The sequence below is a fragment of the Rhodococcus sp. P3_B8 genome, assembly GCF_056402775.1.
Genome location: NZ_JBFUGT010000147.1, coordinates 1 through 15,798, shown reverse-complemented (window position 1 = coordinate 15,798; position 15,798 = coordinate 1). Strand labels below are relative to the sequence as shown.

The window sequence follows — 15,798 nt, the reverse complement described above, 5'->3', positions numbered from 1 at the left end:
CCGCGACGTCTGCGCCGAGAATCTGCGCGTCCGGATTCGCGGGTTCGCTTCCGTCCCCGCCGAGTTCGAGCCGCAGGGGGCTTCCCCGGTGGTACAGCCAGATCTCGGCGCTGCGCACGCTGTGCCATTCCGACTGCTGTCCGGGCATCAGCAGGAACAGGATTGCGGTACCGGCCGCCCGCGGTCCCGGGTAGTCGCAGGGCAGGCTCCCCTCCGGGATCGTGACGTCGCTGCGCCACGTCTCGCGGTACCAGCCGCCTTCGGGGTGCGGTGCGAGGTCGAGGGTGCGGGCCCATTCCGGCAATTCCGTCATGGCGGCCATTCTGCCGCCTGGCGCCGCGTCCGGGGGTGCGGTTGCACCACCCCTGGGGTGTCTTATCTCGGACGGCCGGAGCCGCGAGAGTCGTAGGTGTTCAGAAAGCGGGGGCACGAAATCCCGCACACCAGCGACGAACAGGAGACAACATGCTCGGAATCATGCTCGGACTCGGCGGAGCCGCAATCGGACTCGGAATCGGCGTCATGGCCCTCGGGGTCGGACTCCTTCTCAGTGACGCGACGATCAAGCACGATGTCGGCGAACTCCCCGACTGACTCCATGTGGGTCGACACCCGTCGGGGGCGGGTGCGGGCGCGAACAGCGGCCCGTACCCGCCACCCGCTGGCGTGGTTTCACTCGGTTCTGACCCGCAAACGCGGTGTTGCCGCCCAGACGCCGCCTGCCAGTGCCGGGGAGGTGCTCGAACGCCTCGCCGACATGCCGCTCAGCGTCTGGACCTACGGTTTCGATCACGATTCGGTGCGGCACCTGGGCCCGATGGCGCAGGATTTCGCCACCGCATTCGGTCTCGGTTCCAACGACCGACGGATCGCGATGGTCGACGCGAACGGGGTGTGCATGGCGAGCATCCAGGCCCTGTACCGGCGGGTCATCGCGCTCGAAGCGGAAGTGGAACGCCTGCGGAGGTAGCGTCCCCGTCCGGTGCCGCATCCCGGCGTCCGCCCGGCCGCCACCAGTTGGCGTTGCCCAGCAGATACATCGTCGCGGGCACCAGCACCATCCGCACGATCGTCGCGTCGATGAGGACCGCCGTCGCGAGGCCGACGCCCATCATCTTCACGGTCACGTCGCCGTCGAGTGCGAACCCGGCGAACACCGCCACCATGATCGCCGCCGCGCTCGTGATCACCCGGCCCGTGGATGCCAGTCCCTCGACGACGCTCCGGTGCGAGTCGCCCGTGTCGAGCCAGCGCTCCCGTATCCGGGAGAGCAGGAACACCTCGTAGTCCATCGACAGTCCGAACAGGATGGTGAACATCAGGATCGGTACCCAACTCGACACGGGAAGCGCATGCGGAAGGCCGAGTAGCTGCGCGCCCCAACCCCATTGGAACACCATCACCATCACGCCGTAGGCGGCGGCCACCGACAGCAGGTTCATTACGGCGGCCTTCACCGCGACCACCGGTGCACGGAACACGAACGTGAGCAGCACGACGGACAGTGCGACGACGAACGCGATCACCAGCCACAGCCGTTCGGCGAGGCGGGCGGAGATGTCGGCGAACGTCGCGGTGAGTCCGGTGACGTGGACGCCGTCGGCGGCGTCGGATCGGATCCGCTGCAGCAGTTCGGTGCTGCGGGGGTCGCTGGGGCCGGTGGTCGGCTGCACCGAGATCAGCGCGGCCGTCGCGTCGGAGTTCAGTAGGACGGGCGTCACCGACGACACCCCCGGTTCGGCTGCCAGTTCACGCGCGAGGGCCGGAAGTTCGGCTGCCGGAATCTTGTTCAGGTCGACCGCCACCATCAGGGGTCCGTTGGCGCCGGGCCCGAACTCGGAGTCGATCAGGTCGTACGCCTGACGGATCGTGTTGGCGGCCGGCGCGCTACCTGCGTCCTGCGGCCACGTCCGCATGCCCAGAACCGGAGCGGCCAGGAGCAGCAGCACGCCGAGCGCCGTCAGGGCCCACAGCCACGGGCGGCGGCTCACCCGGATCGCCCACCGTTCCGTCAGCGGCGACGTCGTGCGACGTTCGGCCCGGGCACGGGACCGCTTGCCCAGCACCCGCGTGCCCGCCAGCCCGCACAGTGCGGGCACCAGCGTGACCGAGGTGAGCATGACGATGCCGACCATCGCGAACGTGGCGTAGCCGAACGACGCGTACATCGGCAGCCCGGACAGTCGCAGCCCGAACAGGGAGACGAGGACTGTGGTGCCGGCGAAGATCACCGACGTCCCGGCCGTGGAGTTGGCCGCGGCGACGGCGTCCCGCACCGACATCCTGGACCGCAGGCCTTCGGTGTACCGGGTGACGAGCAGCAGCGCGTAGTCGATCCCGACGCCGATGCCGACCATCGTGGCGATGGTCGGGGCGATGGTGCTGATGCTGGTGAACCCGGCCATGATCGCGATGAGCCCCGACCCGATGCCCACGCCGACGAGCGCGACGGCCAGGGGCAGTCCGGCGGCCACCACGGAACCGAACGCGAACACCAGGATGATCAGCGCCAGGACCATGCCCACCGCCTCGGCGGTACCCGACGGCTTGGAGATGTTCTCCGGGACCTGCCCGCCCAGTTCCACCTGAAGTCCCTGCGCCTGAGTGTCGGCCACCGCGGCGTCGAGGGCGTCGACCCCTTCGCTGCCGTGGAAGTCGGTGACCGGGATGCGGTAGTTGAGGCTGATCACCGCGGTGTCGGAATCCTGGGACAGGCGGGGCGGCGACACGGAACTCACGCCGGTCACCTCCGCCAGCCTGGTGCCGAGATCGGCGAGGAGCACGGGGTCGAGCGGGCCTTTCTCGGAGTGCACGACCACCCGCGCGTCCGCTCCCGACATCTCCGGGAATCGCTCGGTCAGCAGATTCGTCCCCTGCTGCGACGGCAGACCGGGCACGTTGTAGTCGTCGTGGTTGGTTCCGCCGAACGCGGACGCGGCGGCAAGCACCAGGACGAGCAGCGTCAGCCACGTGGCGATCACCCGCCAGGGACGGGTGGCGGCAGCCGAGCCGAGGCGCGCGAGCAGGGAACTCATGGGGGAGCCTCCAGGAAAGCCGGTTGGTTCTGTCGCCTCCGACTCTGCGCCCGGCGGCTAGTGGCCCACTTGGAACTCGCTTGGGCGGGTTCGGGTGCGCGCGGCCTCCACCCAGGCCGGGCAACCGCAGCGTTCGGCCAGTTCGAGCGCCGCCGCGTAGTGCCTGCGGGCGTCCTCGGGGCGGCCGAGGAGCATCTCGAGGTCGCCGAGAATGGTGTCGACGGGGCCGACCGCGAACGCCGCCGTGTCGCCGCCGCCGATCTGGCCGCTGTACGGGCTCAGCTCCGCGTGCACCGCGGGCGCCTCGTCCCGCTCACCCAGCCCCGCGACGACGATGCCCCGCAGCGACATCATCAGGGAATGGAAGAAGTCGCGGCGGACGGGGCGGAGGTGACGCCGGACCTGCCGCGCCCGGTCCGGTTTGCCGTTGTCGAGGAGTGCGAGGGCGTGCAGATCGGCGATCACGTCCGTCGCGGCACTGTCGACGGTCTCGATCACCGTTTGGAGTTCTCCGGCGCGTCCCTCGGTGAGCCGGAGCGTGAACAGCGCGAGGGCGAAGACGCTGTCCGCGTCGAGGCCCGCCCGGGTCATCAACTCGTGGCCGCGCCCGTAGTGTCGTTCCGCCGTGGCCAGATCGCCGGTGAGGTGTGCGACCATCGCGCGGCTCATCTCCCGGGTCGCCTGTGCCTGCTGGAACTGATACCGGTCCGCCAGCTCCGACTGGATGCCCATGTGATGCTCGATCGCCGGGATGTCACCGTTGCCGGACGCGATCTCGGCCAGCAGGTGGTGGCCGAGCATGGTGAACACGGGAAGCTGCGTCCGGTCACCGATCCGGAGCAGCTCGTCGCCGATGACGTGGTGGCCGAGCGTGCTGGTCGGGGAACCGGTGCCGGCGTGGACGGCGCAGAGCACCAGCCCGAGCAGCACCGGATCGTCCAGGTCACGGGCGAGAGTCTCGGCCTCCCGGACCGCGGAACCGGTGCGCTCGTGGTCCTCCGCCCCGATCTCGTGTACGAGGGTGACCAGCAGCCGGCACCGCACCGCCGGTTCCAGTTCCTCGTCCCGCAGCAACGCCTCGATCTGATCGACGACGGCCGTGTCCACTTCGCCGTATCGCCGATTGATCCACGGAGTCGGGGTGTCGACGAACGCGAGCGCCCGGATCGCCAGGTCGGTGCGTCCCGCGTCCCGCGCGAGCGCGAGAGCCCGGTTCCGTGAGCGGGATCCCGCCAGTCCGATGCCGGCGGCGAGTTGCGTGCGACTCAGCTCGGTGAGGATCTCGACGCGCTCGTCCACGGACGCCGCCGCGTCCGGCGGCAACCGGTCGGCCGCTCGAAGGGCGTTGTCGAGGAAGCCGATCTCCGCCTCGTGGGCATAGCGGTCGGCGGCTTGCGCCGCGGCCGCGACATTGTGGTCGAGGGCCTGCCGTGCGGTGGCGGCCGACAGCGCCTCGGTGAAGTGGTGGGCGAGAGCCGCGACATCGTGCGGCCGCAACTCCTCGAGTGCCGTCCCGACCCGCGCGTGCCAGCGGCTCCTGCGCAGCCGGGTGAGGTCGGAGTAGAGCGTGTCGCGGACGAGGGCGTGCGTGAACCGGACCGTCCCGGCGCGTGGCTCGCCGAGAAGACCGGCGATCACGCCCGACTCGAGGGCGTCGAACACGGTGTCCTCGTCGACCTCGGCGGCGCGGGTGAGGACGTCGATGTCGGATTCGCGGCCCACGACCGCGGCCAGCCGCAGGACGGACACGGCGAGTTCGGGGAGACGGGCGATCCGCCGGCGCAGGACGTCCCGCACCCCTTCCGGTACCTCCGACGTGGCCACCAGTTCGCCCTCACTGGCCAGGAGCCGGGCGCTCTCCTGCAGGTAGAACGGGTTTCCGCCGGTCCGGTCGGCGAGCGCGCGGAGGGTGTCGGGATCGGGGTCGCGTCCCGCCACCTGCCGGATCAGCTCCGCCGAATCGCCGGGTCCGAGTCCGCCGAGGCGGATGCGGGTCGGTTGCAGCGCCGCGAGATCGGCGAAGCAGCTCTCCAGGTTCGGGTCCACCTCGTCCGGGCGGAACGCGAGGAGCAGCAGGATCGGCGACCGCTGCTGCGCGAGCCGCACGAGGATCGACAGGGTGTCCTCGTCGGCGCGGTGTATGTCGTCGAGGACGACGGCGAGAGGGCCGTGCTCGCGGACGGTCCCGATGTAGTCGGCGACGGCGCGGTGCAGCAGGAACCGTCCGCTCGGATCGTCCGGTCGCGCCGCGTGCGAACGGTCGTCGGAGAGCAGGGGTGCCAGCGCGTCGGTCTCGGCGCCGGGGTCGACCGTTTCGCGCAGTGCGCGCAGGATCTCCACCCACGCCCAGGCGGGTGGGGCGCCGTCCACTTCGGGGCAGCGACCCACCGCCACCTGCCACCCCGCGTCGTGCAGTGTTCGACGGAACCGGCGCAGCAGGGACGACTTCCCGGATCCGGCGTCGCCTCCGAGGAGGACCACGGGGGTGCCGGGGTCGGTCATCAGGTCGGTCAGGGTCGCCAATTCCTCGCTGCGGCCGAGGAACCAGGGGTCCGGCGTCGTGTCGACCGGCCCGGCGGCGAGGGCGGGTGCGGGTGCGGCCGGGACGGTGCCGGTGAGGATCTGTCGTTCGAGTTCCGTCAGGGCGGGACCGGGGTCGAGGCCGAGTTCGTTCGCAAGCCGGCCGCGGGCCTCGCGCAACGCGGCCAGGGCGTCGGCCTGTCTCCCACTGCGGTGCAAGGCCAGGGCGAGCAATCGCCAGCCCTCTTCCCGGAGCGGGTGGTCCCGGGTGAGGGCCTGCGCGTCGAGCACGGTGCCGGCCGCATCCCCGCTCGCGACGGCCGCCGACACCAGACGTTCGCGCGCGACTACCCGCAGTTCCTCGAGCCGGGCGATCTCGGCGAGAGCCCAGTGCTCACCGGCCACCTCGGCGAATGCCGGTCCTCGCCACAGGCTCAGCGCGTGTTCGAGATCCGCGCGCCCGGTGTCGGCAGCCGACCGGATCAGGGTCTCGAACTCCCACGCGTCGACACCGGACGGGGGCAGGACGAGCGCGTAACCCGGGGCCCGGCTCACCAGGACGGTGGAGTCCGCCCGGGGCGCGCGGTGCGGCTCCAGCGCCCGCCGCAGATTCGAAATGTATGCCTGAAGTGCACCGACCGCCCGCGGTGGGGGAGCGCCGTGCCAGAGGTCGTCGATGAGCCGATCCACCGGCACCACCTCGCCGTGCGCGACGAGCAGTAGCGCGAGCACGGCGCGCTGGCGGGGGCCGCCGAGGTCCACCGCCCCCGATTCGTCCTCCGCCTCGAACGTCCCGAGTACTCGAATACGCAGCATCGTGCAGCAAGCGTAAGCACTAGTGGCCTCCAAGTCCTCTCCAAGACGCCGAACCGACCCTGAATGCATGACTACGTCAACTGCTCACACAGTCCGTCCCGACACCCGCGAGATGGTGGTGGTCCACAACTGCTTCCGTCGGCAGTTCGCCGCGCTGCCCGCACTCGTCCAGGGTGTTCCCGCCGGAGACACCGCCCGTGCCGGGGAGGTGGTGACGTTCTTCGCGGAACTCGCCACGGCCCTCCACCACCATCACACGAGTGAGGACGACCTGCTGTGGCCGAAGCTGCTCGACCGCGCGCCCACCGACGCGGCGCTGGTGCTGCGGATGGAGGAACAGCACGAACGCCTCTCCGAACTGCTGTCGCGGGCGCAGTCGCAGGGCGCCGCGTTCACGGTGGATGCGGTGGACGGCGAACCGCTGGCGAAGACACTGACCGCGCTGTCCGCCACGCTCGACGAGCACCTCGGCGAGGAGGAACAGCGCATCCTCCCGATGGCGGAGCGGTTCATGACGCTCGCCGAGTGGCAGGAGATGGGCGACCGCGGCCGCGCGTCGATCCCCAAGGACCGGCTCCTGGTGTTCCTCGGCTTCATCCTCCAGGGTGCGACCCCCGAGGAACGCCGAATGTTCCTGTCCGATATGCCCTTCGCGGCCCGAATGGCGTGGTCGATCCTGGGCCGCCGGGCATTCCGCAAGGACTACCGGCGGATCTACCGCACCGAACCGGCCGCCTTCTGACGCCGAATCACCCTGCGCCGCAGCCGGCCCCGGCTGGTGCGCTCCCAGAGGCTCGGCGGTGTGCGTTCGGGATCCATCAGTTCGTTCTCCGCGAGCGGACTGTCCTCGTCCTCGACCGTCTCCGGCTCGAACTTCTCGAGCGTCCGGCCACCGCCGCGCAGCGCCTCCACGGTGCCCAGGAACGACGACGTCTGTGCCAGCGTGTCCTCGAACAGTGTCGCCGGAACACCGAGGTGCTCGCAGACGAGCTGACGGCGAATACCGAGAATGGTCCGCCGCAGCTCGTCACCGTTCGCCGTGCCGGCGGTGACCTCGACTGCCAGATCGCACTCGGTGTCGAACCCCATCGACCGGTTGTTGAGGTTCGACGAACCCACGCGCAGGAGACGGTCGTCCATCACCAGCACCTTGGCGTGGACGTAGATCGGCTCACCACCCGCCGTGACGGGGTAGTAGACGCCCAGCCGGTTCCCGGTATCGGCCTGCCACAACAGGTGCAGTAACCGGCGGCGGGCGCCGTCCATGGCCTTCTGCTCGAGCCAGCCGTCGGCATTGCGCGGCAGTACCAGCACGATCTCCGGTCCGTCCGGTTCGCGTAGTCGCTCGGCGATCGCCTCGGCGAGGGTGCGGGAGGCCAGGTACTGGCTCTCGATGTACAGCGACCGCTCGGCGCCCGCGATCGCAGCCAGATACAGGGCCTCGATCTCCCGGACCTCGTCCCGGTCGGACAGTTCCGGCAGCGTGCGCGCGATGCCCACGTCCACGGAGCGCATCGCCGGCTTCAGCCCCTCCGGCCACGGCGTCCTCCCCGCGACCTCGTCGACGGGTGCCAGATCCTGCCCCGTTGCCGCCTTCCACCGGGTGCGGGCGAGCTCGCCGATGGCCTTCGCCGCGTCACCGTCGACGGCGGTCGTCGCGTCGTGCCACGGCCCGTACCGCCTGCCGTTCGGCTGCGTCCGGTAATGGTTGCGGTCCCGATGTTCCGGGGTGTCCCATCGGTCCACGGTCATGTCGATGCCGCCGCAGAACGCGAGCGCGTCGTCGATGACGACGATCTTCTGGTGGTGCGCCGAGCCGACCGGGTGGGCGGCGTCGAGTTCGAAGTGCAGGCGGCGGTCGGTCACCCAGTTGACCACGAAGATCGGCGTCATGCCACGCCCGATCGCGGTGAAGGCCCCGATGTTCCATTTGAGCAGGTAGATGTCGAGATCCGGGCGTTCCCGCGTCAGCCACGCCAGGAACCGGCCGAGCTGGTTGGGGCCGTCGAGCGTCTTCTCGTCCGGCTCGAACTTGATCCTCGTGTCGAAGTCCCAGCCGATGAGAATGATGCGTCTGCGGGCCTGCAGCATCGCGGACTTGGCATGACGGAAGTAGTCCGCCGCATCGACGATGCACGCGAGACGATCGGCGTGGGCAACCTGCCAGCACGTGTCGCCGGGAGTCAGGATCGGGCCGTCGTCGCTCATGTCTCTTCTGCTCCCCGTCTCGTTCGTCCGCCCGTCCCCTGCGGGTGGACGATTCACAGTACTGCGCCACCCCCACCCAGCTACCGTTGAGAGGTGCGGAGGTGGTGGCGCATCGTGGCGTTGCTCGCACTGGTCAGCGTGCTGTGGGCACCAACTGTCGGTGCGGATCCGCTGCGGGCCGGATCGAGCCCCGGCACGGTCGTCGCCTCGTCCGAATTGCCGGCGGAGCTCTGGCTCCGCGGAACCGGCAGTGCCTACCGGATGACGTACCTGACCACCGACCGGCACGGCATCACCCCGTGCACCGGAATGGTGTTCGTGCCGCCCGGTTCACCGCCCGCCGGGGGCTGGCCCGTCATCGCGTGGGCGCACGGAACGGTCGGGGACTCCGACGCCGACGCACCCTCCGTGACCGGGGTCGACAGGGAATCCTCCGACTACGTGAGCAGCTGGCTGCAACTCGGTTACGCCGTCGCCRCCACCGACTACGTGGGCCTGGGCACCCCCGGGGTGCCGCCCTACCTCGACGGGAAGGTCGCCGGGCGCAGCGTCGTGGACTCCGTGCGCGCCGCCCGCGAGGTCGACGCCGACCTCTCCGCCACGTGGATGGCGGTCGGGCTGTCCCAGGGCGGGCAGGCCGCGGTGTTCGCCGCACACGCCGCCACGTCGTACGCGCCGGAACTCGACTACCGCGGGGCAGTCGCCAACGGGGTGCCGTCGAACATCGAGATGGTGGCGAACTGGAGCGGTCCCTCGTTTCCGCCGCAGGGCCTCGCCGGACTCACCGTGTACATCTCGTACCTGATCGCCGGGGTCCGTGACGCGTATCCGGAGCTGGACATCGACAGCTATCTGACGCCGGTCGGGAAGCAGTTCGTGGACGCTGCTCCCGAAGTGCCGTTCCGGCAGTTCGCGGCCATGACCCGGAACGTGTCGGTGGCGCAGATGCTGTCGCGGGCACTCGACGTCCCGGCGCTGCAGGACGCGCTGCGCGAATATCTCGCGGTCCCGGTCGCGGGGTACGACCGTCCGCTGCTGCTCGTGCAGGGGGTCACCGACGCGTCGGTGCCGATCCCGCTGACGGAGAAGCTGGTTTCCGAGATGCATAGTGCAGGAACAGCTCTCGACTATCGGGTGTACTCGGGTGGTCACTTCGGCAGCATGTACCAGGCCGGCCCCGACCAAGCGGCGTTCATCGCCTCGCTGATCAGGTAGGGCGCGCCGATCCGGCCGGCACGCCGAGGTGCCGGGTGAGCTCGCGGGCCGCGGCCTGCCCGGCCCGGTTCGCGCCGATCGTCGACGACGACGGTCCGTAGCCCACGAGATGAATCCGCGGATCCGACGCCACCTGGGTGGCCAGGCGTCCCGTCATCGTGATCCCGCCGCCCGGCCCGCGCAGCCGCAGCGGGGCAAGATGATCGAGTGAACTGCGAAACCCGGTGCACCACAGGATCACATCGACCTCCAGTTCGCGGCCGTCGGACCACCGGACGCCGTCCGCGGTGATCTCGCTGAACATCGGCTGCCGCGCCAGCACCCCGCGTTCGCGGGCGGCGCGGATCGCAGGCGTCACGGGCAGGCCCGTCACCGACACCACCGAGCCCGGCGGCAGCCCGCGACGGACCCGGTCCTCGACGAGAGCGACGGCGGCGCGGCCGATCTCGGGCGTGAACGGCTCGTCCCGGAACTCCGGCGGGCGGCGCGTCACCCAGGTGGTGGTCGTGACGCGGGAGATCTCGTCCAGCAACTGCACCGCCGAGATGCCGCCGCCCACGACGAGCACGTGCTGTCCCGCGAAGTCCTGCGCCGAGGAGTAGTCCTTGGTGTGCACCTGGCGGCCGGCGAACGACTCGGCGCCGGGGTACCGGGGAATGAAGGGGCGTTCCCACGTACCCGTCGCGTTGATCAGACCGCGGGCCGATACGACGCCGCGGTCGGTCTCGATCCGCAGACGCTCGCCGCGGGCACACACCACCCGCGTGTGCACGGGACGGTGCACCGGCAGTTCGAACTGTTTCTCGTACGTCGCGAAGTACTGGGGAACCGCGGCCGCCGCATGCACCAGTGCGGCCTCCGGGTCGTTCGGGTCCACGCCGATCGTGTCGGCGAAGCCGAGCCCGGGAAGGTCGTGGACACCGTTGACGGTGCTCAGTGTCAATGACGGCCACCGGAACTGCCACGCGCCGCCGGGCCCCGGGGCGTGATCGAGCACCACGAAACCGGATTCCGGTTCCACCCCGAACCTGCGCAGATAGTAGGCGGCAGACAGCCCCGCCTGCCCCGCGCCGATCACGGCCACGTCCACATCGCTGTTCATGTCGGTCCTCACCTCCCCCCTCACAACTACCGGAGAGCCTCGTGTGTTCCGGCCGATTCGGTTGTGGTTGGCTGACAGACGTCCAGTCGGGTGGGCAGGGGAGAATTCGTCAGTGGACAGCAATCACGAAGAAAGCGAGTGGACATGATCGGGACGAGTCGTGACGGCGACGTCTTCACCCTCGAACTGCAACGCCCCGACCGTCGCAATGCGTTGAACACCGAGATCTGCGAACTCCTGCGGGAGGAAACCGAGAAGTCCGTCACCGACGGCGCGCGGGTGATCGTCCTCACAGGGCAGGGCAGCGCGTTCTGCGCCGGCGCCGACCTGTCGGGCGACGTGTACGCCGACGGATTCACGGACACCCTGCTCGAGATGCTGCACACCATCGACTCGGTGCCCGTCCCCGTCATCGCCGCGATCAACGGCCCCRCGATCGGCGCGGGCAGCCAACTGGCGCTCGCCGCGGATCTGCGTGTGGTCGCTCCCGAGGCGCGCTTCGCCATCCCGGCCGCCAAGCTCGGCATCTCCGTGGACCGGTGGACGGTGCACCGTCTGGCCGCCCTGATCGGCGGCGGACCGGCACGAACGATCCTGCTCGGCGCGGAAGAGGTCGGTGCCGACGAGGCGCTCGCGCACGGCCTCGCCAACAAGCGCGGCGACCTCGCCGTCGCGCGGCAGTGGGCGCACTCGATCGCGCGCCTGGCGCCGCTGTCGCTGCAACACCTCAAGATGGTGCTCAACGACGACGGCACCCAGAGCCCGCCGCCGCCCGAGCAGCTCGCGGCGTTGCATGCGGCGTGGAAGAGCTACGACGCGCAGGAAGCGCGCGCCGCGCGCGCCGAGAAGCGTCCGCCGGTGTTCCGGGGTCAGTAGCCGCTCGCCGCACCTTTCCCGCACGCGTGGTTACAGTTGTCGGGGTGAAAGCGAAGAACGCCGTGACGACAGTTCTGGCCACCGCCGCCCTCGGGTGGCTGACGCGGGCCGCGTGGGGGCTTCCGTCTCAGATCGGTGCGTCGCGCGCCAAGGTGCGCCCGTACGCCGCGACGTCGCCGCGGTACCGCGACCGGCAGTTCCACAACACCGATCCGAGCAGCACGATGATGCCCGGATCGGAGACCGGGATCGTCAAGGCACTGATCACGCGGGGCGCCGCGGGCCGCCCGCGCAGGCCGATCCCGCTCGCCACACCCCTCGCGCCTGTCGAGGCCGCCGACGCAGCGGTCACCTGGTACGGCCATTCGAGCGTGCTCGTCGAGGTCGACGGGTACCGGGTGCTGGCCGACCCGGTGTGGAGTCATCGGGTGTCTCCGTCCGCGATTCTCGGTCCGTCCCGCATGCACCCGACCCCGGTGCCGCTGGCCGACCTGCCCGTTCTGGACGCCATCGTCATCTCGCACGACCATTACGACCACCTCGACATGGCCACCGTGCAGCAACTCGCCGCCACCCAGAAGGCGCCGTTCGTCGTTCCGGTGGGGCTCGGTGCGCACCTGCGTCAGTGGCGGGTGCCGGAGGAGCGGATCGTGGAACTCGACTGGGACGAGTCGACCACACTCGGCGAACTCACGCTCACGTGCACCGAGGCCCGGCACTTCTCCGGCCGCGGGCTGGTACGCAACACCACCCAGTGGGCGTCGTGGGTGCTCGCCGGACCGAACCGGAAGGTGTTCTTCGGCGGCGACAGCGGGTACACGCCGCGGTTCGCCGACCTGGGCCGCCGGTACGGACCGTTCGATCTCACACTCCTGCCTGTTGGCGCCTACGACACGCGGTGGGCCGACATCCACATGAACCCGGAGGAGGCGGTGCAGACGCACGCCGACCTCAACGGCGGCGACGGCACCCGTGGACTGCTGGTTCCGGTGCACTGGGCCACGTTCAATCTCGCGTTCCACTCGTGGTCCGAGCCGATCGTCCGGTTGCTCGCCGCCGCGCAGGACAAGGGCACCCCGGTGGCCGTCCCGATGCCCGGACAGCGCATCGACGCGTTGAAGCCGACGGCCCAGACACCGTGGTGGTCCGCGCTCGGCTGAGTCCGGCGCGCATCCCCTCCGAGCGAAGCCGCGTTGCGTAGCCTTTGACCATGGCATACGACGAAACGGGCACCGACTACGTTGCAGTCGTCGCAGTGGAGGGGCTGACGGCCGCCCAGGTGGCGGAGCGGGTGGCGGCAGGCAAGACCAACGACGTGCCCGATCGGGCCAGTCGATCGGTACGCGACATCGTGCGCGCCAACGTGTTCACCCGGATCAACGCGATCCTCGGTGTCCTCCTGATCATCGTGCTGGCCACCGGTTCGATCATCGACGGCATGTTCGGCCTGCTGATCATCGCCAACAGCGGGATCGGCATCATCCAGGAAGTGCGGGCCAAGCGGACCCTCGACAAACTTGCGATCGTCAGCCAGACCAAGCCGGTGGTGCGCCGCGACGGGGCCGCCGTCGCGATGGCACCCCGGGAGGTCGTGCTCGACGACATCATCGAACTCGGCGCCGGCGACCAGATCGTCGTCGACGGTGTCGTGGTGGAGGCGATGTCCCTCGACATCGACGAATCCCTCCTCACCGGTGAGGCCGACCCCGTGCACAAGGACGCCGGCCAGCAGGTGCTGTCGGGAAGCTTCGTCGCGTCCGGCAGCGGCTGCTACCGCGCCACGAAGGTCGGAAGCGACGCGTACGCCGCCAAACTTGCGGACGAGGCCAGCAAGTTCACGCTCGTGCACTCGGAATTGCGCAGCGGTATCGACAAGATCCTGAAATTCATCACGTACCTGATGATTCCGGCGGGACTGCTGATCATCTACAACCAGTTGTTCTCCAGCGGCGAGTCGATCCGGCCTGCGCTGAGCGGGATGGTGGCCGCGCTGGTCCCGATGGTCCCCGAGGGACTGGTGCTGATGACGTCGATCGCGTTCGCGGTCGGGGTGGTCCGGCTCGGTCAGCGGCAGTGCCTCGTGCAGGAGCTGCCCGCCATCGAAGGTCTCGCGCGCGTCGACGTGGTGTGCGCCGACAAGACCGGAACGCTCACCGAGAACGGCATGCGGCTGTCCGAACTGCGCTGCGCCGACAGCGCCGACACCGCACCGTCCCGTGCGGCCCTCGCCGCGATGGCGGCGTCCGACCCGCGGCCGAACGCCAGTGTCCTCGCGATCAAGGAGGCGTTTCCCGACGACCCCGGGTGGGGTGACGCCACGGCGGACGCACCGTTTTCGTCTGCCAAGAAGTGGAGCGGACAGTCGTACGGCGCCCACGGCAACTGGGTCCTCGGTGCGCCGGACGTGCTGCTCGACCCCGGCAGCGACATGGCCCGGCAAGCCGAGGACGTGGGGTCCTCGGGACTGCGGGTGCTCCTGCTCGGCAGTTGCGACGTTCCGGTCGACCACCCCGCGGCGCCGGGCGCGATCACACCCCGGGCACTGGTGATCCTGGAGCAGCGGGTGCGTCCCGACGCCCGCGGAACCCTCGAGTACTTCGCGAGCCAGAACGTCACGGTGAAGGTCATCTCGGGGGACAACGCCGTGTCGGTCGGTGCGGTGGCCGGATCGCTCGGACTGCCCGGCGGCGACCGTCCCGTCGACGCCCGCGAACTGCCCGACGACCGCGACGCCCTCGCCGAGACCCTGGAGACGTCCACCACGTTCGGCCGCGTGCGCCCCGATCAGAAGCGGGAGATGGTGGGGGCCCTGCAATCTCGCGGGCACACCGTCGCGATGACGGGCGACGGTGTCAACGACGTGCTCGCCCTCAAGGACGCCGACATCGGGGTGTCGATGGGCTCGGGCAGCCCCGCCACCCGCGCGGTGGCGCAGATCGTGTTGCTGGACAACAAGTTCGCGACCCTGCCCTACGTGGTGGGTGAGGGCCGCCGGGTGATCGGCAACATCGAACGCGTCTCGAACCTGTTCCTCACCAAGACCGTGTACTCGGTGCTGCTGGCGTTCCTCATCGGCATTACCGGTGTGCTGTCGCAGATCTTCCACTTCGAGCCCGTGCCGTATCCGTTCCTGCCGCGGCACGTGACGATCGCCGCCTGGTTCACCATCGGCATTCCCGCGTTCATCCTGTCGCTGGCCCCGAACAACGAGCGGGCGCGCTCCGGTTTCGTGCCGCGCGTGATGCGTCTCGCCGTGCCGTCGGGCGTGATCATCGGTGTCACGACGTTCATTTCGTATCTTCTCGTCTACGCGGGACCGGATCAGACGGAGACGGAGAAGGTCCAGGCGGGCACGTCGGCACTGATCACGCTCATCATGATCGCGATGTGGGTGCTGGCGGTGGTCGCGCGGCCGTACGTGTGGTGGAAACTGGTGCTGATCTCCGGATCCGTAGCGGGATATCTCATCCTGTTCGCGTTGCCGTTCACACGGGAGTTCTTCAAACTCGATCCGACGAACGTCGGAGCCACCACGTCCGCTCTCGTCTGCGGGCTCGTGGGAGTGGTTCTCGTCGAAATCGGTTGGTGGGTGACGGGCCGCCTGCACGGTGAGCATCGCCGCCTGTTCGCCGCGCCGGAAGACCTGCCGGGCGTGCACTGACGCGAGTACCGCTCGCGACGATTCGAACGGTTGGCGTCGCCGAGTCAATGCTGTGAGACTGGTGGCACGGCGAGTGATCGAACTCGCGCGGACAGTGCGTGCGCATGCACCGGAGGAGGAAGAACGATGAGTTTCGTCGACACACCGAAGGGCCTGCTCGGCAAGGGGAGGGAAGCCGCTTCGCAGAACGCGGACAAGGTTCACGGCGCCATCGACAAGGCCGCCGACGTCGCGGACAGCAAGACCGGCGGCAAGTACAGCGACAAGATCGACAAGGCCGCCGACGCGGCGAAGAAGGCTGTTCCTCCGAAGGAGTGAACACTTCTCGTACAGACGCGCGTGGGCCCCGGTTCTCGGACCGGGGC

Annotated in this window: 13 protein-coding genes; 8 read left to right on the top strand and 5 right to left on the bottom strand. The window is 69.6% G+C overall.

Going from position 1 to position 15,798, the window contains the following annotated elements; genetic code table 11:
* On the bottom strand, window positions 1–313 hold a 313-nt coding region (locus tag AC1D1G_RS29380), incomplete at its 3' end, for a cupin domain-containing protein (RefSeq protein ID WP_477954820.1).
* Window positions 314–465: 152 nt separating this feature from the next.
* Between AC1D1G_RS29380 and AC1D1G_RS29375 the strand changes: the two genes are divergently transcribed.
* A complete protein-coding gene (locus AC1D1G_RS29375) occupies window positions 466–594 on the top strand; it encodes a hypothetical protein (protein ID WP_009478066.1) in 129 nt (42 codons plus the stop codon).
* A 4-nt stretch (window positions 595–598) separates the two neighbouring features.
* Window positions 599–970 (top strand): tail fiber domain-containing protein, encoded by a 372-nt coding sequence (locus AC1D1G_RS29370; RefSeq protein WP_477954819.1) that lies wholly within the window; start codon window positions 599–601, stop codon window positions 968–970.
* On the opposite strand, the gene AC1D1G_RS29365 is transcribed toward AC1D1G_RS29370, so the two are convergent.
* Window positions 930–3,035 (bottom strand): MMPL family transporter, encoded by a 2,106-nt coding sequence (locus AC1D1G_RS29365; protein ID WP_477954817.1) that lies wholly within the window; start codon window positions 3,033–3,035, stop codon window positions 930–932. The two genes, AC1D1G_RS29370 and AC1D1G_RS29365, sit on opposite strands and share 41 nt — an antisense overlap.
* Before the next feature lie 57 nt (window positions 3,036–3,092).
* Complete coding sequence (locus AC1D1G_RS29360) at window positions 3,093–6,371, bottom strand: BTAD domain-containing putative transcriptional regulator (protein ID WP_477954816.1); 3,279 nt, start codon at window positions 6,369–6,371, stop codon at window positions 3,093–3,095.
* Window positions 6,372–6,438: 67 nt separating this feature from the next.
* On the opposite strand from AC1D1G_RS29360, the gene AC1D1G_RS29355 reads away from it, so the two are divergent.
* Complete coding sequence (locus tag AC1D1G_RS29355) at window positions 6,439–7,113, top strand: hemerythrin domain-containing protein (protein WP_477954814.1); 675 nt, start codon at window positions 6,439–6,441, stop codon at window positions 7,111–7,113.
* On the opposite strand, the gene AC1D1G_RS29350 is transcribed toward AC1D1G_RS29355, so the two are convergent.
* Complete coding sequence (locus AC1D1G_RS29350; RefSeq protein ID WP_477954813.1) at window positions 7,086–8,579, bottom strand: phospholipase D-like domain-containing protein; 1,494 nt, start codon at window positions 8,577–8,579, stop codon at window positions 7,086–7,088. The genes AC1D1G_RS29355 and AC1D1G_RS29350 overlap by 28 nt on opposite strands.
* 114 nt (window positions 8,580–8,693) lie before the next feature.
* On the opposite strand from AC1D1G_RS29350, the gene AC1D1G_RS29345 reads away from it, so the two are divergent.
* On the top strand, window positions 8,694–9,794 hold the full coding sequence (locus AC1D1G_RS29345; RefSeq protein ID WP_477954811.1) for a lipase family protein: 1,101 nt from the start codon (window positions 8,694–8,696) through the stop codon (window positions 9,792–9,794).
* On the opposite strand, the gene AC1D1G_RS29340 is transcribed toward AC1D1G_RS29345, so the two are convergent.
* Window positions 9,787–10,896, bottom strand: coding sequence for an NAD(P)-binding domain-containing protein (locus AC1D1G_RS29340; protein WP_283351531.1), 1,110 nt, complete (start codon window positions 10,894–10,896; stop codon window positions 9,787–9,789). The two genes, AC1D1G_RS29345 and AC1D1G_RS29340, sit on opposite strands and share 8 nt — an antisense overlap.
* 144 nt (window positions 10,897–11,040) lie before the next feature.
* Between AC1D1G_RS29340 and AC1D1G_RS29335 the strand changes: the two genes are divergently transcribed.
* From AC1D1G_RS29335 to AC1D1G_RS29320, 4 genes are all read left to right on the top strand, one after another.
* Window positions 11,041–11,772 carry an enoyl-CoA hydratase gene (locus AC1D1G_RS29335; RefSeq protein WP_477954809.1) on the top strand — a complete coding sequence of 244 codons (732 nt, stop codon included), beginning with the start codon at window positions 11,041–11,043 and terminating at the stop codon, window positions 11,770–11,772.
* A gap of 44 nt (window positions 11,773–11,816) precedes the next feature.
* Complete coding sequence (locus AC1D1G_RS29330) at window positions 11,817–12,932, top strand: MBL fold metallo-hydrolase (RefSeq protein ID WP_477954808.1); 1,116 nt, start codon at window positions 11,817–11,819, stop codon at window positions 12,930–12,932.
* Between the two features lie 50 nt (window positions 12,933–12,982).
* Window positions 12,983–15,433, top strand: coding sequence for a cation-translocating P-type ATPase (locus AC1D1G_RS29325; RefSeq protein WP_477954806.1), 2,451 nt, complete (start codon window positions 12,983–12,985; stop codon window positions 15,431–15,433).
* Between the two features lie 126 nt (window positions 15,434–15,559).
* The gene (locus AC1D1G_RS29320; protein ID WP_477954805.1) at window positions 15,560–15,751 is read left to right on the top strand and encodes an antitoxin; all 192 of its coding nucleotides are present in this window, start codon (window positions 15,560–15,562) and stop codon (window positions 15,749–15,751) included.
* Window positions 15,752–15,798: the final 47 nt, after the last annotated feature.

Coding starts and splice junctions, on each gene's coding strand:
- AC1D1G_RS29375 (WP_009478066.1), top strand. CDS start 466: ATGCTCGGAATCATGCTCGGACTCGGCGGAGCCGCAATCGGACTCGGA.
- AC1D1G_RS29370 (WP_477954819.1), top strand. CDS start 599: ATGTGGGTCGACACCCGTCGGGGGCGGGTGCGGGCGCGAACAGCGGCC.
- AC1D1G_RS29365 (WP_477954817.1), bottom strand. CDS start 3,035: ATGAGTTCCCTGCTCGCGCGCCTCGGCTCGGCTGCCGCCACCCGTCCC.
- AC1D1G_RS29360 (WP_477954816.1), bottom strand. CDS start 6,371: ATGCTGCGTATTCGAGTACTCGGGACGTTCGAGGCGGAGGACGAATCG.
- AC1D1G_RS29355 (WP_477954814.1), top strand. CDS start 6,439: ATGACTACGTCAACTGCTCACACAGTCCGTCCCGACACCCGCGAGATG.
- AC1D1G_RS29350 (WP_477954813.1), bottom strand. CDS start 8,579: ATGAGCGACGACGGCCCGATCCTGACTCCCGGCGACACGTGCTGGCAG.
- AC1D1G_RS29340 (WP_283351531.1), bottom strand. CDS start 10,896: ATGAACAGCGATGTGGACGTGGCCGTGATCGGCGCGGGGCAGGCGGGG.
- AC1D1G_RS29325 (WP_477954806.1), top strand. CDS start 12,983: ATGGCATACGACGAAACGGGCACCGACTACGTTGCAGTCGTCGCAGTG.
- AC1D1G_RS29320 (WP_477954805.1), top strand. CDS start 15,560: ATGAGTTTCGTCGACACACCGAAGGGCCTGCTCGGCAAGGGGAGGGAA.